19 protein-coding genes are annotated in these 20,762 nt (G+C 39.8%); 14 read left to right on the top strand and 5 right to left on the bottom strand.

The genetic code is table 11. From position 1 onward, the window contains the following. Positions 1-2: 2 nt before the first annotated feature. The 12 genes from FIM66_RS03680 to FIM66_RS03735 all read left to right on the top strand — a co-directional run bounded on the left by FIM66_RS03680 (position 3) and on the right by FIM66_RS03735 (position 15,009). A complete protein-coding gene (locus FIM66_RS03680) occupies positions 3-989 on the top strand; it encodes a hypothetical protein (RefSeq protein WP_140479275.1) in 987 nt (328 codons plus the stop codon). After that, entirely contained in the window at positions 986-3,538 is a 2,553-nt protein-coding gene (locus FIM66_RS03685; protein WP_140600035.1) for an NADH-quinone oxidoreductase subunit G, read from the top strand. The genes FIM66_RS03680 and FIM66_RS03685 overlap by 4 nt, the downstream gene beginning before the upstream one ends. Further along, positions 3,535-4,524 (top strand): NADH-quinone oxidoreductase subunit NuoH, encoded by a 990-nt coding sequence (nuoH, locus tag FIM66_RS03690; protein WP_108580324.1) that lies wholly within the window; start codon positions 3,535-3,537, stop codon positions 4,522-4,524. The genes FIM66_RS03685 and nuoH overlap by 4 nt, the downstream gene beginning before the upstream one ends. 10 nt (positions 4,525-4,534) lie before the next feature. Then, positions 4,535-5,197 (top strand): NADH-quinone oxidoreductase subunit NuoI, encoded by a 663-nt coding sequence (gene nuoI, locus FIM66_RS03695; protein WP_140479279.1) that lies wholly within the window; start codon positions 4,535-4,537, stop codon positions 5,195-5,197. After that, positions 5,190-5,738, top strand: a complete 549-nt coding sequence (locus tag FIM66_RS03700; RefSeq protein WP_000464199.1) for an NADH-quinone oxidoreductase subunit J — start codon at positions 5,190-5,192, stop codon at positions 5,736-5,738. The genes nuoI and FIM66_RS03700 overlap by 8 nt, the downstream gene beginning before the upstream one ends. After that, positions 5,735-6,037: an NADH-quinone oxidoreductase subunit NuoK gene (gene nuoK, locus FIM66_RS03705; protein ID WP_000579753.1), complete on the top strand. Its 303-nt coding sequence runs from the start codon at positions 5,735-5,737 to the stop codon at positions 6,035-6,037. The genes FIM66_RS03700 and nuoK overlap by 4 nt, the downstream gene beginning before the upstream one ends. Before the next feature lie 2 nt (positions 6,038-6,039). After that, positions 6,040-7,878, top strand: a complete 1,839-nt coding sequence (gene nuoL / locus FIM66_RS03710) for an NADH-quinone oxidoreductase subunit L (RefSeq protein WP_140600037.1) — start codon at positions 6,040-6,042, stop codon at positions 7,876-7,878. Between the two features lie 3 nt (positions 7,879-7,881). After that, positions 7,882-9,420 (top strand): NADH-quinone oxidoreductase subunit M, encoded by a 1,539-nt coding sequence (locus FIM66_RS03715; protein WP_140548210.1) that lies wholly within the window; start codon positions 7,882-7,884, stop codon positions 9,418-9,420. Next, on the top strand, positions 9,407-10,885 hold the full coding sequence (gene nuoN, locus FIM66_RS03720) for an NADH-quinone oxidoreductase subunit NuoN (RefSeq protein WP_140490346.1): 1,479 nt from the start codon (positions 9,407-9,409) through the stop codon (positions 10,883-10,885). The genes FIM66_RS03715 and nuoN overlap by 14 nt, the downstream gene beginning before the upstream one ends. After that, positions 10,875-13,280 carry a DUF7494 domain-containing protein gene (locus FIM66_RS03725; RefSeq protein WP_140600038.1) on the top strand — a complete coding sequence of 802 codons (2,406 nt, stop codon included), beginning with the start codon at positions 10,875-10,877 and terminating at the stop codon, positions 13,278-13,280. The genes nuoN and FIM66_RS03725 overlap by 11 nt, the downstream gene beginning before the upstream one ends. Position 13,281: 1 nt before the next feature. Further along, the gene (locus tag FIM66_RS03730) at positions 13,282-14,661 is read left to right on the top strand and encodes a phosphomannomutase/phosphoglucomutase (RefSeq protein WP_140600040.1); all 1,380 of its coding nucleotides are present in this window, start codon (positions 13,282-13,284) and stop codon (positions 14,659-14,661) included. 150 nt (positions 14,662-14,811) lie between these two features. Further along, the gene (locus FIM66_RS03735; protein ID WP_140479291.1) at positions 14,812-15,009 is read left to right on the top strand and encodes a hypothetical protein; all 198 of its coding nucleotides are present in this window, start codon (positions 14,812-14,814) and stop codon (positions 15,007-15,009) included. 565 nt (positions 15,010-15,574) lie between these two features. Here FIM66_RS03735 and FIM66_RS03750 read toward each other — a convergent pair. The 4 genes from FIM66_RS03750 to FIM66_RS03765 form a co-directional block, all read right to left on the bottom strand. After that, positions 15,575-16,189 (bottom strand): thiamine diphosphokinase, encoded by a 615-nt coding sequence (locus FIM66_RS03750; protein WP_140600041.1) that lies wholly within the window; start codon positions 16,187-16,189, stop codon positions 15,575-15,577. Then, positions 16,177-16,839, bottom strand: a complete 663-nt coding sequence (gene pnuC, locus FIM66_RS03755; RefSeq protein ID WP_140548202.1) for a nicotinamide riboside transporter PnuC — start codon at positions 16,837-16,839, stop codon at positions 16,177-16,179. The genes FIM66_RS03750 and pnuC overlap by 13 nt, the downstream gene beginning before the upstream one ends. Positions 16,840-17,027: 188 nt before the next feature. Then, positions 17,028-17,498: a hypothetical protein gene (locus FIM66_RS03760; protein ID WP_140600042.1), complete on the bottom strand. Its 471-nt coding sequence runs from the start codon at positions 17,496-17,498 to the stop codon at positions 17,028-17,030. A 23-nt stretch (positions 17,499-17,521) separates the two neighbouring features. Further along, on the bottom strand, positions 17,522-17,872 hold the full coding sequence (locus tag FIM66_RS03765) for a pantothenate kinase (RefSeq protein ID WP_080016089.1): 351 nt from the start codon (positions 17,870-17,872) through the stop codon (positions 17,522-17,524). 705 nt (positions 17,873-18,577) lie between these two features. Between FIM66_RS03765 and tenA the strand changes: the two genes are divergently transcribed. Continuing rightward, complete coding sequence (gene tenA / locus FIM66_RS03770; RefSeq protein ID WP_128032925.1) at positions 18,578-19,231, top strand: thiaminase II; 654 nt, start codon at positions 18,578-18,580, stop codon at positions 19,229-19,231. Between the two features lie 63 nt (positions 19,232-19,294). Here tenA and FIM66_RS03775 read toward each other — a convergent pair whose 3' ends face one another. Then, positions 19,295-19,843, bottom strand: a complete 549-nt coding sequence (locus FIM66_RS03775; RefSeq protein ID WP_015645851.1) for a YceI family protein — start codon at positions 19,841-19,843, stop codon at positions 19,295-19,297. Positions 19,844-19,978: 135 nt separating this feature from the next. Here FIM66_RS03775 and FIM66_RS03780 point away from each other — a divergent pair, with 135 nt between their 5' ends. Beyond that, positions 19,979-20,716, top strand: a complete 738-nt coding sequence (locus tag FIM66_RS03780) for a 5'-nucleotidase, lipoprotein e(P4) family (protein ID WP_079296405.1) — start codon at positions 19,979-19,981, stop codon at positions 20,714-20,716. Positions 20,717-20,762 lie beyond the last annotated feature (46 nt).

Below are 20,762 nucleotides of genomic sequence, written 5' to 3' on the forward strand. Positions count from 1 at the left end.
TTTTGAGCGGCTTTAACCCCTTAAATTCCCCTTTAAGTGCAAGCTCTTCAATTAGCTTGAAAGAAGCCTATTGTTTAGAAAAATTATCTTTTCAAAAAGGGTTTGAAATCCATTACAAGATGACTAAAGATAGCTTAAACCTTTTAGAAAAAAGCGATTTGTGCGTTTTGTTTGGGGGGTTTTCAAACGCTTGTTTGAATGAAAACGAACGATTGATTCTAGGAAGCATTAACCAATCAAAACGCCCCTACGCCCTATTAAGACCCTTACAAGATACAAGAGACTTGCAAGAAAATTGCCTTTTTGCGTCGTATGAAATCCACACGGAAGTGGCGATTTTGGCCTTGATTTTAAGGGGCATTTTGGAACAAACTTCCCAATTAAAAGGGCATGTTTTAGAAAAAATAGATGTGGGGTATTTAAGCTCTGAAGCGAACATGAGCGAAGAAGAATTGCAAGAACTTATCGCACTTATTGTTAAAGCAAAAAAAAGGGTGCTTGTTTTAAACAGAGAAATCACTAAGCATGCTCATAGCGCTTTTTTATACACCCTTTTAAGCGAGTTGCAAAACTACCTAGAAATTTTGCATATCCCTTGCAACGATTCAAGCGTAACGACCGCTTTTTATGATTCTAAAGATCAAGAATGGCTGCTAGAAACAGCCCTAAAAGAGGGTATTTTGCCTTTTGAATCACAACTCCAATCAAAAGATTTAGAACTTTTAGAGCGAATGGGTGAGGCTAACGGCTCGTTTGTCTATGTTTCTTACAAGAGCCTTAAAACCCCCAAATTATCTTTTTCCAAGCAATTTAAGATCGCTAACAAGATTAAGCATTCTAAGGCGGTGTTTCAAATCTTAAATCAAACGCTAGAATGCGAGTTAGAAGAAAGCCCTAATTTGAAGGGCTTGATTGGGATTTTAGAAGGGGCGTTTTTTGATGCTTACCCTTATATCCCTATTTTATCCCACTCTCAAGGAATTTCATGATCACAATGAATATCAATGGCAAAACGATTGAATGCCAAGAGGGACAAAGCGTTTTAGAGGCCGCTAGGAGCGCTGGGATCTACATCCCTACTATTTGCTATTTAAGCGGTTGCTCGCCCACGGTCGCATGCAAAATGTGCATGGTTGAAATGGATGGCAAACGCATTTATAGTTGCAACACGAAAGCCAAAAACAATGCCGTTATCCTCACTAACACCCCCACGCTCATGGATGAAAGAAAAAGCATCATGCAAACTTATGATGTCAACCACCCCTTAGAGTGCGGCGTGTGCGATAAGAGCGGGGAGTGCGAATTGCAAGACATGACGCATTTAACCGGCGTAGAGCACCAACCTTATGCAGTGGCTGATGATTTTAAAGCGCTGGATTCATGGGCAAAAGCCTTGTATGATCCTAATTTGTGCATCATGTGCGAAAGATGCGTAACCACTTGCAAGGACAATGTGGGCGAAAACAACCTCAAAGCCACCAAAGCCGACTTGCATGCTCCGGATAAATTTAAAGACAGCATGTCCAAAGACGCTTTTAGCGTGTGGAGTCGTAAGCAAAAAGGCATTATTTCTTTTGTGGGCAGCGTGCCTTGTTATGATTGCGGGGAATGCATTGCGGTATGCCCTGTGGGCGCTTTGAGCTATAAAGATTTCGCTTACACGGCTAACGCATGGGAACTCAAAAAGATCCATTCTACTTGTTCGCATTGCTCAGCCGGGTGTTTGATTTCTTATGATGTGCGCCATTTTGATACTCTAGGCGAAGAATCTAAAATTTTTAGGGTGCTTAATGATTTTTACCATAACCCTATTTGTGGGGCAGGCCGTTTCGCTTTTGACGTGAGCTCTAGCCCTAAAGGCAGCGCTAATCTTAAAGAAGCGCAAAACGCCCTCAAAGAATGCGAAGCGGTGCGAATAGGTGGGGATATTACGAATGAAGAGGCGTTTTTAATAGAGCGTTTGAGGAAAGAGCTTGATTTTAAAATCTACAATCAAGAAGCGTATCATTTCCAGCAATTCTTAAAAGTATTGGGCGAAATTAAACGCCCCAGCATTGAAGAGATTAAAACTTCTCATTTAGTCGTTACGATAGGAACTTCTATCAAAACAGAAAACCCTTTGGTGCGCTATGCCATTAATAACGCTCTCAAACTCAATAAAGCTTCTTTAATCGCTATGCACCCTATTAAGGATAACGCGCTAGTGAATTTGTGCCGAAGCTCTTTTTGCATCACCCATGAAGTGGGGGCTGAAGAAATCCTTTTAGGCATGCTTTTAAAAATGCTTAACATTGAAAGCACGGCTCTAAAAAGCTTAGAAGATTCCAAGCAAAGCGTTGTAGATGAAGCGGCTCTTAAATCCTTAGAAGAAGAGCGAAAAAAAGCTTTAGAACAAGCCGAACAAGGGTGCAGTATTGGAGAAAATAAAGAAGAGAATAAAACAGAAGCAACTGCCCCAAAAGAAGAAAATCAAGAAGAAGCAGCTACTCCAAAAGAAAATCAAGAAGAAAACAAGACAGAGGTTAAAGAAGAAAAAATTGAAGTCCCTACCAAAACCACTTATTTGTTGCTTGAAGAAGCGGGCATCAATTTAGAAACTTATGAAAAAATTCTCGCTCTTTTACAAAAATCAAATAACACTCTATTGGTGGTTGGCGAAGAAATTTATAGCCACAAACAAGCCCACAATATCGCTAAAATGTTGCGTTTGTTAGCCCAAAAAAGCGCTATTAAACTCATTCTTATCCCCCCAAGCGCGAACGCTTTAGGCATCGCTTCTATTTGCGAATTGAGCGAAGAAATTTTTGAACATGAAAAAATCGTAGGCATTCGCGCTCAAGGGGATTTCACTATCAATAGCGACGATAGGGTTTTTGGGAAAGACACTGTCAGTAAAGTGGATTTTATTTTGCCCAGTCTCAACCAGCTAGAAGGCACGATCACTAATGTTGAAGGGCGTGTGTTGCCCTTAAAACCGGCTTTAAGGTTTGAGGGCTATGACTTGAGCGATATTATGCAAGGCTTTGGCTTTGTGGAAGAAAATCTCACAGAATGCACCCACAAACTCCCTACAGAAGCAGGCTTTAAAGCCATAGAATTTGATCATCTAACCAACTATTTCACTAACGACAGGGTCAATCACAGGGGCTATTTATTAGGAACAAGCCATTTTGAAAACAGCGCTAAAGAATGCGAAACCACAGAATGCGAGCCTATCAAGCCTTTAAAAGAAAAAATCGTTTTCAACGCGTATTTAAAATACCCAGAAACGCAATTCAATAACGCTACCCATAAAAGCGAGAATTTGCAATTAAAAGCCGGTGTCTATGTGTCTAAAGCTTTCTTAAAAAAATTGAATAAAGAAGTGGGGCAAAACATCACTTTATTTAAAGAAGAAGAGGAATTAATAGGCGTTTTGTGTCTTGATGAGAGCTTGGATCAGGAGGTGTTTGTCATTTCGCCTTCTCTTTTAAAAAGCCATTCTAACTTTTTTAGAGAGGGCGTGTTTGATAGCGTGGATTTAAAGGAGCAAGCATGAGCACTTATATCATTGAAACTTTGATTAAAATTTTGATTTTAGTCGCTGTTTTTTCGGCTTTAGGAGGCTTTGCCACTTATATTGAAAGGAAAGTGTTAGCCTATTTCCAACGCCGTTTAGGGCCTTGTTATGTGGGGCCTTTTGGGCTTTTGCAAGTCGCAGCAGACGGCATTAAGCTTTTCACTAAAGAAGACATTATCCCCCAAGGCGCAAACAAATTCATTTTCACGCTAGCGCCCATTATTGCGATGGTGAGCGCGTTTGTGTCCATGGCGCCTATCCCCTTTTTCCCTAATTTCACTCTGTTTGGCTATGAGATCAAACCCCTTATTTCTGACATCAACATTGGCTTTTTGTTTTTCTTAGCCGTGGGTTCAGCAGGGATTTATGCACCTATTTTAGCCGGGCTTGCCTCTAATAACAAATACTCTTTAATTGGCTCCGCAAGAGCGACGATCCAGCTGCTCAGCTTTGAAGTGGTCAGCACTTTAACCATTCTAGCCCCCTTAATGGTGGTAGGATCGCTCTCTTTAGTGGAAATCAATCATTACCAAAGCGGTGGGTTTTTAGACTGGCTTGTGTTTAAGCAGCCTCTAGCGTTTGTTTTGTTTTTGATCGCAAGCTATGCTGAATTGAATCGAACGCCCTTTGACTTGTTAGAGCATGAAGCCGAGATCGTGGCAGGGTATTGCACCGAATACAGCGGCTTGAAATGGGGCATGTTCTTTTTAGCGGAATACGCGCATTTATTCGCTTTTTCTTTTGTAATTTCTATTGTGTTTTTTGGCGGGTTTAACGCATGGGGCTTTATCCCTGGAGGCATAGCGATTTTGATTAAAGCGGGCTTTTTTGTCTTTTTATCCATGTGGGTTAGAGCGACTTATCCGCATGTAAGGCCCGATCAGTTGATGAATATGTGCTGGAAAATCATGCTGCCTTTAGCGTTATTGAACATCGTGCTAACAGGCATTATCATTTTAATTTAAAGGATGTTTTATGGCCAAACAAGAATACAAGCAACTTCCTAAACGAGCCGAAGTCCATAGTGCGACCGAGCAGTTCAAAGACACCGTTAAAACGAGTTTGGGTTTGGATCTATTCAAAGGATTAGGGCTTACGATCAAGGAATTTTTTAGCCCAAGCGTAACCATCCATTACCCTATGGAGCAACTCCCCTTAAGCCCACGCTATCGCGCGGTGCATAATCTGCAACGGCTTTTAGACTCAGGCTCTGAAAGGTGTATAGGTTGCGGGCTGTGCGAAAAGATTTGCACAAGCAATTGCATAAGGATCATCACGCATAAGGGCGAAGACAACCGCAAAAAGATCGATTCTTACACGATCAATTTGGGGCGTTGCATTTATTGCGGGTTGTGTGCGGAAGTTTGCCCAGAATTAGCGATTGTTATGGGGAACCGGTTTGAAAACGCCAGCACCCAACGCTCCCAATACGGCTCTAAAAACGAGTTTTTAACGAGCGAACAAGACGCTAAAAACTGCTCGCATGCCGAGTTTTTAGGCTTTGGTGCGGTAAGCCCTAATTACAATGAACGCATGCAAGCCACCCCTTTAGATTATGTCCAAGAGCCTTCAAAAGAAGAATCACAAGAAGAAACTCCAACAAACCCAGAAAGTAATAAGGGAGATGAAAATGTTTGAAACCATTGCCTTTTATTTCTTTGCGATCCTTACTTTGAGCATGGCGTTAGTGGTGATCACAACCACGAATATTCTCTATGCCATTACCGCTCTCGCTAGCAGCATGGTTTTTATCTCTGCTTTTTTCTTTTTACTAGACGCTGAGTTTTTGGGCGTGGTACAAATCACGGTGTATGTGGGCGCGGTCATTGTGATGTATGCGTTTGGCATGATGTTTTTCAACTCCGCTGCAGAAGTCATTGAACGCAAACAAAGCCCCAAAATCTTGTGCGTTCTTTCGTTTGGCGTGGTGCTGTTGCTCACCTTGATTTTAAGCGCTCCTAGCATTGGCGAAAACCTTTCTAATCAAGTCAATTCCAACGCTATTGATGCGCAAATCCCTAACATTAAAGCGATTGGTTATGTGCTTTTCACTAATTACCTCATCCCTTTTGAAGCGGCAGCTTTAATGCTTTTAGTCGCTATGGTTGGAGGCATCGCTACAGGGATTCAAAAAATCCATGGGAAAAATCACACGCAATTTATAAAGGAATCTCTATGATAGGGTTAAACCACTATTTGATTGTTTCAGGGTTGCTCTTTTGCATTGGTTTAGCGGGCATGCTGAAACGCAAAAACATTCTGTTGCTCTTTTTTTCCACAGAAATCATGCTCAATGCGATCAATATCGGTTTTATAGCGATTTCTAAATACACGCACAATTTAGACGGGCAGATGTTCGCGCTCTTTATTATCGCTATTGCCGCTAGTGAGGTGGCTATTGGTTTGGGCTTGGTGATTTTGTGGTTTAAGAAATTCAAAAGCCTAGATATTGATTCTTTAAACGCTATGAAAGGTTGAGCATGCAATATTCTTCTTTGCTGTCAGTGGTGTTGTTTTTGCCTTTAATCGGCGCGGTTTATGCGGGGCTGTTTGGGGCTAAAGCTAAAGCGTTGCATGTGGGCGTTTTCAATTCTTTGTGCGTGCTGGTTTCTTTAATTGGCGCAGTAGTTCTTTTCATCCAAGCATGGCATCATCAAAGCTATGAAAAATATTTGTTTGATTGGATCGTGGTAGGGAATTTTAAAGTGGGCTTTTCTCTCATGCTGGATAATATCAATGCGGTCATGATTGTCGTGGTCACTTTAGTTTCTTTCTTAGTGCATGTGTATTCCATAGGCTATATGGAGCATGATACAGGGTTTAACCGCTATTTTTCCTACCTTAGCGGCTTTGTGTTTTCCATGCTGGTGTTAGTGTTGAGCGATAATTTTTTAGGGCTTTTCATTGGCTGGGAAGGGGTGGGGCTATGCTCTTACTTGCTCATTGGTTTTTGGTATCATAAAAAAAGTGCGAATGACGCTTCTATTGAAGCCTTTGTGATGAATCGGATCACGGATTTAGGCATGCTCATGGGGATTATTTTGATCTTTTGGAATTTTGGCACCCTCCAGTATAAAGAAGTCTTTAGCATGCTCAATAACGCCGATTATTCCATGCTCTTTTTCATTAGCGTGTTTCTTTTCATTGGCGCTATGGGTAAGAGTGCACAATTCCCTATGCACACATGGTTAGCCAACGCTATGGAGGGGCCTACCCCTGTGTCCGCTCTCATCCATGCAGCGACAATGGTAACCGCTGGGGTGTATCTGGTCATTAGAGCCAACCCTTTGTATAGCGCGGTGTTTGAAGTGGGTTATTTCATCGCATGCTTAGGGGCGTTTGTGGCTCTTTTTGGGGCGAGCATGGCTTTAGTCAATAAGGATTTAAAGCGCATTGTGGCTTATTCCACGCTTTCTCAATTAGGCTATATGTTTGTAGCGGCCGGTCTTGGGGCTTATGCGATCGCGCTTTTCCACCTCTTCACGCATGCATTTTTCAAATCCCTCCTTTTCTTAGGATCAGGGAATGTCATGCATGCGATGGAAGACAATTTGGATATTACTAAAATGGGCGCTTTATACAAGCCCATGAAAATCACAGCTATCTTTATGATTATAGGATCAGTGGCTTTGTGCGGGATTTACCCTTTCGCAGGATACTTTTCTAAAGACAAAATTTTAGAAGTGGCTTTTGGGATGCACCACCATGTTTTATGGTTTGTTCTTCTAATTGGGGCGATCTTTACCGCTTTTTATAGCTTCAGGCTCATCATGCTGGTGTTTTTTGCGCCCAAACAGCACGAAATCAACCACCCCCATGAAGCCAAAAATTTCATGCTTTTGAGCATGTTGCCGTTAGGGGTTTTAGCGGTCATTGCCGGGTTTTTTGAAGAGCCGTTTTTCCATTTCATTTCTCAAGTGATCCCTAGCGTTGGAGAGTATCTAGTCCCGCTCGCTCTTTTAATCAGTATCACCACCATAGTGGTGTTATTGAGCATCGCCTATGCCATATTTAAATATAAAAATGGTATTACTTCTAAAAAAGAGGGGGGCTTTTTATACAAACTCTTGCTCAACCAATACTATATCCCGCAACTTTATCAAGGGATTGCAAAAGTTTTTAGCGCCATCGCTTCATTCTTGCACCAGGTCGTGGAATTAAGGATCATTGATGCGATAGTGGATACCATAGGAAGAAGCGTTTTTGTTATAGGGCGTGTGTTTAGAATCAGTCAAGATGGGAATTTAACCTCCATGCTGCGCTTCATGGTGGCCGGGGTTTTAATCTTATTAGCGTTTGTAGCTTTTTTTGGGAGATAAACAATGCAGTTTTTACATGCGCATCTTTTAAGTGTGGTGATCTTTTTCCCCATGCTGAGCGCGCTATTAGCGTTCTTTATGAGCGATCAAGCGAGCAGGGCGTATGCGATTGTCATCGCTTTGATTGAATTGTTATTGGTCTTGTTGTTGTGGCATGGGTTTGATACTCAAACAGCAGGCATGCAATTTGAAGAAACAAAGGAATTAGTCTATCAAATTGGCGTGAATTACCATGTGGGCGTTGATGGCATCGCGCTCTTTTTATTGCTCTTAAACGCTATCGTGGTGTTATTGTCCGTGATTTATGTCAAAGAGCGTCGTAAAGACTTTGCGATTTGTTTGTTGTTGTTAGAGGGGATTTTAATGGGCGTGTTTTCTTCTCTTAATATGATCTTTTTCTACGCTTTTTGGGAAATCTCGCTCTTGCCGGTCTTATACCTCATCGGTCGTTTTGGCCGTAATAACAAAATCTATTCTGGCATGAAGTTTTTCCTCTACACCTTTTTAGCGTCATTATGCATGCTTTTAGGCATTTTATACATTGGGCATGACTACGCCAATAATTACGGCATGATGAGTTTTGATATTTTAGACTGGTATCAATTGAACTTTTCTAGCGGGGTTAAAACCTGGCTCTTTGTGGCTTTCTTAATAGGGATTGCGGTTAAAATCCCGCTCTTTCCCTTACACACATGGCTGCCTTATGCGTATTCTAACGCCCCCACTCTAGGCTCTGTCATGCTTTCAGCCTTGCTTTCTAAAATGGGGACTTACGCCTTATTACGCTTCTTGCTCCCGCTTTTTCCTGAGCTTTCAGAGATTTATTTAACCCCCATAGCCATTGTGGCGTTGTGCATGATCATTTATGGAGGCTTTTTAGCCTACGCTCAAAAAGATTTAAAAACCCTCATCGCTTATAGTTCGTTCTCGCACATGGGAGTCGTGGTGCTTGGGGTTTTTTCTTTCAATGTTGAGGGGATTTCTGGGGCGGTGTTTATGATGTTTGCGCATGGGGTTATTGTCATGGGATTATTTTTACTCGCTGGTATCTTGGAAGAACGCGCCAGCAGTTTAGAAATCGCTCGCTTTGGATCAATCGCTAAAAGCGCTCCTGTTTTTGCAGCCTTTTTTATGATCGTTTTAATGGCGAATGTGGGCATGCCTTTAAGCATTGGCTTTGTGGGAGAGTTTTTAAGCTTATTAGGGTTTTTTGCCACTTACCCTCTTTTGGCTATCATTGCTGGAACAAGCATCATTCTGTCAGCGATTTACATGCTCACTTCATATAAAGATGTCTTCTTTGGTAATTTGAAAGCCGGGAACGATCAAATAAGCGTGTTTGAAGATTTGAACGCTCGTGAGGTAGGGGTTTTAAGCGTGATTTTAGCTTTGATTTTGATTTTAGGGGTTTATCCTAAAATGCTTTTAAAACCGATTGAGCAAGGCTCTAGGCAGCTTTTAGAGGTGATAGAAATCCGCTCGCTCCCTTTTTTAGGTTCATTGGATACTAAGATAAAAGAGGTCTCTTATGTTAATAGATAGTCTCCACATCTCTTTTGATAGCTTTAATTTTGAGAGCATTTTGCCCATGCTGGTGTTGGTGTGTGGGGGGATTTTCACGCTCTTAATCAACGCTTTCACTTCCAGGTTTTCACGCAATTTGAATGTGTTTTTATGCATGCTTTTTTTGGTTTTGGATTTTTTGGTGGTTTTAGGGTTAGAAGAGCAAGAAAACGCCTTTTTTGGGTTTTTGAGCTTGGATACCCTCTCGCTCATCTCTCAAAGCATTGTCTTGATTTCAGCCTTTTTGCTCATTTTCTTAGCCCTTTCAAAAGAGCGTTTCAACGAATTTCAAACCGCTGAATTTTATTCCTTATATTTGTTTATTGTTGCTGGCTTTCAGTTCATGGTTTCAAGCAACCATTTATTGTTAATCCTTATTGGGTTAGAGACAGCGTCCTTACCCCTTTGCGTGTTAATGGCGTTGAGCGATAAACGCTACGGCTTGGAAGCAGGGATCAAGTATTTCACTATGGGGGCGATGGCGAGTGCGTTTTTTGCTATGGGGGCGATGGCTTTTTACTTGCTCACAGGGAGCTTGAATCTTGAAGTCATTAGCCTATACTTACACACTGAGGGCGTTACAAACCCCATGCTCTTTGCGATGGGCGCTATTTTTTTGATTGGAGCGATTGGCTTTAAGGTTTCTTTAGTGCCTTTCCATACCTGGATGCCTGATGTGTATGAGGGCAATAATCCGGTCTTTGCGAGCTATATTTCCATTGTGCCTAAAATCGCTGGCTTTGTGGTAGCGACTCGCCTTTTTGGGGCGTTTATAGACACTCGCATCGCTTGGGTAGAAGACATTTTTTATGTTTTGATTCTTATGACTATCACCATCCCTAATTTCATTGCTTTATGGCAAGAAGATGTCAAAAGAATGCTCGCTTATAGCTCCATTTCGCATTCTGGGTTCGCTTTAGCGTGCGTGTTTATCCACACTGAAGACAGCCAACAAGCGATGTTTGTTTATTGGTTCATGTTTGCCTTCACTTACATTGGGGCTTTTGGCCTTTTATGGCTCTTAAAAAGCCGGGAAAAAACATGGGATGAACGCTACGATCACCCCTATTCTAAATTCAACGGCCTTATCAAAACCCACCCTTTAGTGGCGATCTTGGGCGCTATTTTTGTTTTTGGGCTTGCAGGGATCCCGCCTTTTAGCGTGTTTTGGGGGAAATTTTTAGCCGTTGAAAGCGCTTTAGAGAGCAATCACATTCTTTTAGCGGTGGTGATGTTAGTTAATAGCGCGGTGGCTGCGTTTTATTATTTCCGTTGGCTCGTAGCGATGTTTTTCAATAAGCCCTTACAAACCCAAAGCTACGCTCAAAACGATATTTACACCCAAAACGCTACCATGCCCATTTATGCGGTCATTATTGCCATGGCGTTAGCGTGCTTGTTCTCTGTGTTTATGATGCGAGGGCTTTTAGAGTTTGTGGCTTAAGTCAAAAATCTTTCTTTTAATGGGTTTACTCTCCCATTCGCTCAACGCCTTAAGTCTCACGCTCACGCAAGGCAAAGAAGGGGGGGAAGATTTTTCGGTTTTAACCTTACGACACAATAAGGCGTTTTCTTGTTTTTATACCAATGAAAAACCGCCAAGCGGAATTGGAGCGTCTTTATCCATTATACACGCTAAACGCCCCATAGAATGCGTGATAGACTCCATCCCTAAGGAGGGTTTTACCCCTTTAGAAAACGCTTTTTTCAATATCACTTATTCCATGCGCCAACAACAATTCATTTTACACATCAAGCCCAAAGTGATGCGAAGGCTCACCCTTTTTTCTTTTGATAGGGATTATAAAAAAGCGATCCCCCTTTTTGTGGAAAACGATCCTAAAGCCAAAACATGGCAGATCATAGGCTATGATCAAAATATCCCTTTTTTGAGCGAAAAAGACAACGCTCAAAAAGGCTTGAATTTCCCCATTGTCATTAAAGACGCTCAAACCCCTATCATTCAAGAACTAGATGTGAATAACAAACCCCTACTCACCACAAAGGGCTATGATTTAAACGCTTATTTAGAGGCTAAAAAACAAATGGATTCGCAAGCCTATTTTGACGCTTTACGCACGATCAGCCGTGCGTTTAAAAACTACCCTCAAACGATGTTTAAAAAAGATCTGTATTTATTAGAAATTATCGCATTGGGCCAATTAGGCATTAAAAAATCCTTACTCATAGATATTGGCACCAAGTGGATTAAAAATTACCCGACTGACCCCAATATCCCTGAAGCGTTATATTATGTCGCCAAAGCTTTAGATGAAAACAACAATTACAAACAGGCCATGCGCTATTACAAACGCATTCTTTTAGAATACAAAAACTCCCGCTACGCTCCCTTAGCCCAAATGCGTTTAGCCATTGAAGCGGCTAACGCTTCTAATTTGAGCAACGCTAACATGCTTTTTAAAGAAGCTTTTTCTAACGCTAAAGACAAAGAGAGCGCGAGTGAAATCGCCCTTAATTGGGCTGAAGCAGAGATAAACTATCAAAACTTTAATAACGCTAAATACCTCATTGATAAGGTGGTCCAATCCAACCCTGATTATATTTCTCAACACAGCGAATCAGCCCTAGACTTGCTCAAATTATTGAAAAAAAACCAAATGAATGAAAGCGCGATTGAGATCGCTCACTTGCTCCTTAATCAAGATGATGATGTGAAAGCTAAAGAGCAAGCGCTCTATGATTTAGGGGCGTTGTATGCAAGGATCAAGGACTTTAAGAACGCCCACCTTTACAACCTGCAATATTTGCAAGATCATGCGGAATTGGATAAAGCTTCTGTCGTTAGAGCGCGCGATGAAAAAGCCCTTTTTTCCATGGAGGGGAACACGCAAGAAAAAATCGCCCATTACGATAAAATCATTCAAAATTTCCCTAATTCTAATGAAGCCCTAAAGGCTTTAGAATTGAAAGCCCAACTCTTGTTTGAAAACAAGCGTTATGCTGAAGTGTTAAGCATGCAAAAAAATTTGCCTAAAGATTCTCCTTTGATCCAAAAAACGCTCAATGTCCTTGCTAAAACCCCATTAGAGGACAATCGTTGCGAAGAAGCCTTAAAATACTTATCCCAGATCACCGCCTTTGAATTTACCCCCAAAGAAGAAATCCAAGCCTTTGATTGCTTGTATTTCGCATCGCTCAAAGAAAAAGCGCAAATCATTGCCCTAAACGCTTTAAAAGCAGCTAAAACTCCTAGCGAGAAATTAATATGGCTTTATCGTTTGGGACGCAATTACTACCGCTTAGGGGATTTTAAAAATTCCACTCTGGCTTCTAAAGACGCTTTAATTCTCGCTCAAAACTTGAATAAAAAAGAATTTTATGATATTGCTTTTGTTTTATTTTCAGATTACATGCAAAACAATGAAAGAGAATTGGCCCTCAATCTGTATGCGTTTTTAGAAAAGCATTTCAAAGACGATAAACGCATGGCGTTGGTTTATTTTAAATTGCTAGAGAATGAAAAAGATCCTAAAAGCGTCAAAATTTATGCCACAAGCTTGCTCAAACTCCAAGACGCTTACAAGGACTATTCTTACACGCCTTTTAGCGAATTTGCTCTCATTGACGCTTACAGAACCACCAAAGACTATTCAAAAGCGTTAGAAACGCTAGACAAACTCTTAAACCGCAGGCTTTCTTTAGAAGATCACCAAAAAGCCTTATACTTGCAATCCAGCTTATTAGATCTAACCCATCAAAAAGCAAAATCTAAATCCAGTTTAGAAAAATGCGTTCAGTTAAAACAAAAAGATCAAACAAACGCATGGCAAAATTTATGCGAACAGGGTTTAAATTTATTCAAAAACAAGGAGTCATGACATGGACATTAGCATTTTTAGAGAATACGATATTAGAGGCATTTACCCCACCACTTTAGATGAAAAGAGCGCCTTTAGTATCGGCGTGGAGTTAGGGAAAATCATGCGAGAATACGATAAAAGCGTGTTTGTAGGGCATGACGCCAGAGTGCATGGGCGATCGCTTTTTGAAGCTTTGAGCGCCGGGTTACAATCAAGCGGCTTGAAAGTGTATGATTTAGGGCTAATCCCCACACCGGTAGCGTATTTTGCGGCCTTTAATGAAATAGATGGCATCCAATGCCCTAATTCCATCATGATCACTGGCTCTCACAACCCCAAAGAATACAACGGCTTTAAAATCACGCTCAATCAAAACCCGTTTTATGGCAAGGACATTCAAGCTTTAAAAGACACGCTTTTAAACGCCAGGCATGAAATAAAACCCCTAAAAGAAACACTAGAGAAAATCAATGCTCTAGAAGCATATCAGCGCTATTTGATCAAGGATTTTGAGCATTTAAAAAACCTTAAATACAAAATCGCCTTAGATTTTGGTAATGGCGTGGGAGCGTTAGGTTTGGAGCCTATTTTAAAGGCTTTAAACATTGATTTTAATAGCCTTTATAGCGATCCTGATGGGGATTTCCCTAACCACCACCCAGACCCCAGCGAAGCGAAAAACCTAAAAGATTTAGAAAAACACATGCAAGAAAACGCTATTTCTATAGGCTTTGCTTTTGATGGCGATGCGGACAGGATTGCGATGTTAAGCTCTCATCATGTTTATGCGGGCGATGAATTAGCGATTTTATTCGCTAAACGCTTGCATGCTCAAGGCATCACCCCCTTTGTGATCGGCGAAGTCAAATGCTCTCAAGTGATGTATAACACGATCAATACTTTTGGCAAGACGCTCATGTATAAAACCGGGCATAGCAATTTAAAAATCAAGCTCAAAGAAACCCATGCGCATTTTGCGGCTGAAATGAGCGGGCATATCTTTTTTAAAGAGCGCTATTTTGGCTATGATGACGCTCTTTATGCATGCTTAAGGGCTTTAGAATTATTGCTTGAACAAAGTCCAAGCGATTTGGAAAACACCATTAAAAACCTCCCTTATTCCTACACCACGCCTGAAGAAAAAATCGCCGTGAGCGAAGAAGAAAAATTTGAAATCATTCATAACCTGCAAAAAGCGCTTAAAAACCCGCCAAGCCATTTCCCTAAAATCAAAGAAATCATCAGCATTGATGGCGTGAGAGTGGTTTTTGAACATGGTTTTGGGCTTATTCGTGCAAGCAACACCACCCCCTATTTAGTCAGCCGCTTTGAAGGCAAGGATGAAACAACGGCGTTAGAGTATAAAAGGGCGTTGCTTGGGCTATTAGAAAAACTTTAAAATAGAGCTTGGGATAATCTCATTTTATATCCCTTACTCTTAAAAATATTAGACCAATTAAACAAGTTACTTTAAAACCACACATAAAATCATAAGATCTCAAATTTTTTTACACTATTTTTAGAGATTATAAGAGAAGAAATAAAAGCAGTGATTCATGCAAAAGATAAGATAAATAATGCAAAAGATAAGAGAATTGATGCCCAAAAAACAATTATTAAAGCTCGAGACGAAGAAATTCAAGCTATAGAAAGATTGAGAGAATTGGAACACCGGTTGGAAAACATGCGACAATTGCCTAATGACAATGACACAATAGATATAGAACCCGAAGACGAAAAGGACTAAACAATCAATAGTTCTGCGATTTTAAGCCACTATCAACCACACTACAAAGGGTTATCTCTTGTTGTTAGGCTTATGGCAGTATTTTCTACGCTAACACTATAATAAAGCATGTGCAATAAAGCCTGATGATTGTTAAGCTGTGATCTTTAATTTTTTGACGCAACAAAGCCTAAAAACCTTAAAAGAATAAATTAATAGCATAACGAACCAAACCAGCACCATAAAGGGGCAAATTGACAACACAAAAAGAGATTTTGTTGTTATTCTTGGGATCTTTGTTGCTATCTTTATAGCGTTTGATAGTGGGCTTAAAATTAATTTGGCTATTTTTGATAAGAAAGGGCTAGATGGTTTAATTGCCTTATGCTTATTCATGTTCGCATCGTTTTTCACTCTCATTTTATTACACTCTCTCTATCGTTTTGTAAAAGATATTGCAAACAGCAATCAAAATTTCAATAAAACTAACTCAAAAGAATATACGGTCTCCATTGTTTTGCTTATCGTAATTTTTATTACAGTGGCAGTGGTTGTGGGTGTAAAGACTTATAAGAATTAAACCCACTTATAAGAATTTTTGATACACTAGCACCACCGATTTAGGTGTAGAGCTAAGGCTAAAAAAACTATCTGTAGCTTCATTGAGCGAGCCAGAAAAGAGCGTTTTTAAACGCAAGTCTTTTAAGGGGTATTTGAGGTTTTTAGAAGTGAATTGGGCTTTAAAATCCAAGCTAAAAAGCGAGATTTGTTCCCCCTTAAAACTAGGCAAAGTAAAAGGGGTTTCTAACACCCTAAAAAGACCATAATCGCTTATGGCTTGGATTTTTTGGCAAAATTTAAAATACTCCAACAATAAAAAAGTGTTCGCTAAAGCGTGATCTTCTCGCTTGCCATTCAACCCTAAAAAAATAAAATCATCAAAGCCTTTATTTAAAGCATAAAAAAAGGCTTTGGATAAATCGTTGCTGTTTTGTTCGCTCACGCGTATAGGGTTATACAAAGCTTTCAAATGCGAATCAATGCTATCTAGATCGCCTATAACAACGCTGGGTTTGAATTGAAGCGCATGCAAGGACTGGACAGCCCCATCGCATGCGATTAAAAAGGGAGCGTTTTGTAAAAGGTCTAAGCATTTTTGAGATTTAGGAAACTCCCCATTCGCTAAAATCACTGCTTGCATGACTTGTTCCAGCGCTTAAAATAATACATGCCAATAAAAAGGTATAGAATCGTTGTGAAGAGTTGCACCAAGCTCTCTGTAGAAATTTGGAAAATACAAAACCACACGATAATAGACACGATATTCCCCAAAGTTACTAGCGCATAATTCTCTATATAACGCAAAACTTGCAAAATAAAAGCAATAATAAAGATGACGAAATTAAAACTCTCTGCCCATAAAAAATTCGTTTTAATTTCTTTAAAAAACAAAGCGCTCACATAAGTTAAAACCCCTACGCCTAAAACGAGCGCCAAACGCCAATTTTTGGAAAGTTTTTGAGCCTTAATAGCGCCCTCATGCCGCTCTGTCTTTTTCCATGCGAATAGCCCATAAATCGTTACCGGCATATACAAAAAAAGGCATAAAATCACATCAGCGTTTAATTTCCACTGATAAGCGACATAAGCGTAACTCAAATTATAAATAAAGCCAAACACAAAACAAATAATTTGCCTTTCTCCGGCAAAAAACGCATACAAAACCCCACTAAGCCCTGCTAAAAGATTAACAAATGAGCCTTTGACAAGGATGTTAGTGATGGTTAAAAACACGCAAGAAAGAATGAGTGTGGCGTAAAATCGTTTGGATAGTTGGGTGGTTATTAACATGTTATTTCCTTACGCAAGAATTACCTTGACAAGTTCTACGGGTTTGATCTCAGCCTTTTAAAAACTTGAGCGTTTTTAAAAAGCACCCCTTAAATGCTTCTCATTGTAACACAAATCAGTGAGAACGCGCTTTAAAGTTTCTTTAATGTTTTTATTCCCCCCCTCCATTTAATGACATTTGGGTTAAATCACCACCCCCATTTAGCGCAAAGCCTAGAACAAATCCCAAAACACACAAGAAAGCCAAGCATAACCAAACCCTCTATAAGGAGATTGCTAGGATGCCCACAATACGCCGAGATCTCATGGATAGCGGCAATAAAGGGCATCGTTAAAAGTATCACATAAAAATCCCTTAGTCTTGATCCTAACACAGCGTTATAAAACGCGCCAAAAAACCTAGCCTTAAAAATGGCTTTGAGAAACCTAGGGTATCTTACTTGGAAAGATTTATAACAATCCCTACCTCGAGGGTCAAATAAAAGGTTAGATAATAGAGCCGCTATTAAGATTGTTAGCCACGCGTAATAGCTGTCTTTAGGGTTAAAAAGTGGATCGCTAGCACCTTGGCTATAACGCAATGCGGATATGCATCCCGCATAGACTATAGCCACTGCCCATTGATATTCCCAGTCGCTCAAACGCTTTTTGATATTCATGCTCTCTCCTTTCTCCCCCAAAACTACCTATCATACACGAAATGACGATCATAGGTGGGTTCTCTTGGGGTTTGTGGCTCTCTATCAACGCCACGGATATAATCTTCCACCCTATCGCCTATTTCACGACCAAATTCTCTCCCTATTTCATGACCAAAACTTCTACCTATGGCACTACCCACTGGACCTCCAGGAGCCCCAATTGCTCCGCCCATTACACCACCCATTGCACCCCCAAAAATTCCCCCTACAAATCTGCCTAATTCACCCCTTGCCTCTATTTTAGGACTAGCTATAGCTACATTAGCCATTGCACCGCATAAAACCACTACACAACTAAATGTTCTTAATCCACTCATAACAAATCCTTTCATAAAATTGAGATTCAAGGCATGTTTTGCACACCTTGATAAGAATATTTATACCACAACCCTATTAAAAGCATTGTTATAGATCGGAAAAATATCACAAGAAGCTCAATAAATGTTTTGTTTATTCACAAATTACAGGATTAAAGTAAATCATTGGTTTTATAGTTTTAGTATTTTTTAAGCGTTTTAGAGCGTTAAGTTTCAAACATTAAAGCCTTTAATTGCGTTTTTACACCAACCGCTTAAAAATTGAACGCCTATTTTGAATCTATTAGACGCTTTTTTATTTTTATGCTAAACTACTTTGAGTTTTGGCCGATATGACTTAATACAGAGGTTAAACCAATCATAAATAGTACGGTTAGTTCCATCTCGCTCTGTAATAGGTTTGAAACCATGCATCTAATATTGACTCCTATCTTGTAAGTGCCATACTGCAAGTTCCCATAATAAAAACTTCTAAAAATCAAAACCTACAGAGCGAGATGGAATTAACTTTTTATGGTTACAAATGATAGCCAGTCTTAAACAACCAATACAAGCCCTATAATATCATTAACCGCTATTCAAAACCACAAATATTTTAATACAGCGTTCCATTTTTGAAAATAAGATTTTACTCACAAACCTTTTTAAAAACAAATTTTTATACCATATCACAAGCTTTCGTGTTAGAATGCGTATTAAATTGATTTTAGGAGTGTAAAAATGCAAGTTTCACAATATCTGTATCAAAATGCGCAATCTATTTGGGGGGATTGTATTTCCCATCCGTTTGTTCAAGGCATAGGGCGTGGGACTTTAGAAAGAGATAAATTCCGTTTTTATATCATTCAGGATTATTTGTTCCTTTTAGAATACGCTAAGGTGTTTGCTTTAGGCGTAGTTAAGGCTTGTGATGAAGCGGTGATGAGGGAGTTTTCTAACGCTATACAAGACATTTTAAATAACGAGATGAGTATCCATAACCATTACATTAGAGAACTTCAAATCACTCAAAAAGAATTGCAAAACGCACGCCCCACTCTAGCGAATAAATCCTATACAAGCTACATGCTCGCTGAAGGGTTTAAGGGCTCTATTAAAGAAGTTACGGCGGCTGTTCTATCCTGTGGTTGGAGCTATTTAGTGATCGCGCAAAATTTAAGCCAAATCCCCAACGCTTTAGAACATGCCTTTTATGGGCATTGGATTAAGGGCTATAGCTCAAAAGAATTTCAAGCGTGTGTGTCGTGGAATATTAATTTGCTTGATTCTCTCACCCTCGCTTCTTCAAAACAAGAAATTGAAAAATTAAAGGAGATTTTTATCACTACAAGCGAATACGAATATCTGTTTTGGGATATGGCGTATCAAAGTTGAATAAAAGTTTTTGTGCTGTTAGAAAAACGCAAGAGAAGAAAATATCTATCTCTTGCAAAACGATTATTGGGCGTAAGCTTCTAGTTTGAGCTCAATCTTTACCTCATCTCCAACGACAGCATCGCTAAAGGTTTTACCGATACCAAAATCCTTACGATTGATTTTGCCTTCAGCTTGTAGCACCATGAATTCTTTTTTATTCATGGGGTTTTGTAAGGGGGCTTGGATTTTGGCTTCCAACACGACAGGTTTGGTTACGCCATGAAGGGTCAAATCCCCATGGATTTTACCATCTTCGTATTTTGTCATTTTAAAGCTTCCTTTTGGGTATTTTAGCGCATCAAAAAACTCTGCTGTCCTTAGGTGGTCATCTCTTTTTTTGTTCCTAGTGTTAATGCTTTTAATATCAATTTTGCCTTCAAAAACATTGAGGGCTTTGGTATTAGGATCGGCATCAATTTTGCCATCAAAACTATCAAACACGCCTCTTGTTTCATTGAATTTGAAATGTGTAACCTCAAACCACACGCTAGAGTTTGCCTTATCAATCGTATAAGGTTTTGCCAACACCAAACTGACACCAAAAAGGGTGGATATTAACGCTTTTTTCATTGTTTCCTCACTTCACTTGAATTAAAAACGCCAACTATACAACAATTCGGTTAATAATTTGGTTAATGGTAAAAATATTTCTAATCATCTGTTTTAAGGTATAATACAAAAAATCCCCATTAGGTAGGTGTTGTTATGATAAAAAAGACCTTTGCATCAGTTTTATTAGGATTGAGTTTGATGAGTGTGTTAAATGCTAAAGAGTGCGTTTCGCCCCTAACAAGAAGCGTTAAGTATCATCAGCAAAGCGCTGAGATCAGAGCCTTGCAATTGCAAAGTTACAAAATGGCGAAAATGGCGCTAGACAATAATCTCAAGCTCGTTAAAGACAAAAAGCCAGCCGTCATCTTGGATTTAGATGAAACCGTTTTAAACACTTTTGATTATGCGGGCTATTTAGTCAAGAATTGCATCAAATACACCCCAGAAACTTGGGATAAATTTGAAAAAGAAGGCTCTCTTACGCTCATTCCTGGAGCACTAGACTTTTTAGAATACGCTAATTCTAAGGGCGTTAAGATTTTTTACATTTCTAACCGCACGCAAAAAAATAAGGCATTCACTTTAAAAACGCTCAAAAGTTTTAAACTCCCCCAAGTGAGTGAAGAATCCGTTTTACTAAAAGAAAAAGGCAAGCCTAAAGCCGTTAGGCGAGAATTAGTCGCTAAGGATTATGCGATTGTTTTACAAGTGGGCGACACTTTGCATGATTTTGACGCTATTTTTGCTAAAGACGCTAAAAACAGCCAAGAACAACGAGCTAAAGTCTTGCAAAACGCTCAAAAATTCGGCACAGAGTGGATCATTTTACCTAATTCTCTCTATGGCACATGGGAAGATGAGCCTATAAAAGCATGGCAAAATAAAAAATAAAATTTATCCATCGCATAAGAACGATTTTTGCTAACATGACAAAAAA

The organism is Helicobacter pylori (genome assembly GCF_006439795.1).
GTDB lineage: Bacteria > Campylobacterota > Campylobacteria > Campylobacterales > Helicobacteraceae > Helicobacter > Helicobacter pylori_CR.

Excerpts from the sequence above, each read along its gene's own strand:
- FIM66_RS03685 (WP_140600035.1), top strand. The coding sequence starts at position 986 with ATGATCACAATGAATATCAATGGCAAAACGATTGAATGCCAAGAGGGA.
- nuoH (WP_108580324.1), top strand. The coding sequence starts at position 3,535 with ATGAGCACTTATATCATTGAAACTTTGATTAAAATTTTGATTTTAGTC.
- nuoI (WP_140479279.1), top strand. The coding sequence starts at position 4,535 with ATGGCCAAACAAGAATACAAGCAACTTCCTAAACGAGCCGAAGTCCAT.
- FIM66_RS03700 (WP_000464199.1), top strand. The coding sequence starts at position 5,190 with ATGTTTGAAACCATTGCCTTTTATTTCTTTGCGATCCTTACTTTGAGC.
- nuoK (WP_000579753.1), top strand. The coding sequence starts at position 5,735 with ATGATAGGGTTAAACCACTATTTGATTGTTTCAGGGTTGCTCTTTTGC.
- nuoL (WP_140600037.1), top strand. The coding sequence starts at position 6,040 with ATGCAATATTCTTCTTTGCTGTCAGTGGTGTTGTTTTTGCCTTTAATC.
- FIM66_RS03715 (WP_140548210.1), top strand. The coding sequence starts at position 7,882 with ATGCAGTTTTTACATGCGCATCTTTTAAGTGTGGTGATCTTTTTCCCC.
- nuoN (WP_140490346.1), top strand. The coding sequence starts at position 9,407 with ATGTTAATAGATAGTCTCCACATCTCTTTTGATAGCTTTAATTTTGAG.
- FIM66_RS03730 (WP_140600040.1), top strand. The coding sequence starts at position 13,282 with ATGGACATTAGCATTTTTAGAGAATACGATATTAGAGGCATTTACCCC.
- FIM66_RS03750 (WP_140600041.1), bottom strand. The coding sequence starts at position 16,189 with ATGCAAGCAGTGATTTTAGCGAATGGGGAGTTTCCTAAATCTCAAAAA.
- pnuC (WP_140548202.1), bottom strand. The coding sequence starts at position 16,839 with ATGTTAATAACCACCCAACTATCCAAACGATTTTACGCCACACTCATT.
- FIM66_RS03760 (WP_140600042.1), bottom strand. The coding sequence starts at position 17,498 with ATGAATATCAAAAAGCGTTTGAGCGACTGGGAATATCAATGGGCAGTG.
- FIM66_RS03765 (WP_080016089.1), bottom strand. The coding sequence starts at position 17,872 with ATGAAAGGATTTGTTATGAGTGGATTAAGAACATTTAGTTGTGTAGTG.
- tenA (WP_128032925.1), top strand. The coding sequence starts at position 18,578 with ATGCAAGTTTCACAATATCTGTATCAAAATGCGCAATCTATTTGGGGG.
- FIM66_RS03775 (WP_015645851.1), bottom strand. The coding sequence starts at position 19,843 with ATGAAAAAAGCGTTAATATCCACCCTTTTTGGTGTCAGTTTGGTGTTG.
- FIM66_RS03780 (WP_079296405.1), top strand. The coding sequence starts at position 19,979 with ATGATAAAAAAGACCTTTGCATCAGTTTTATTAGGATTGAGTTTGATG.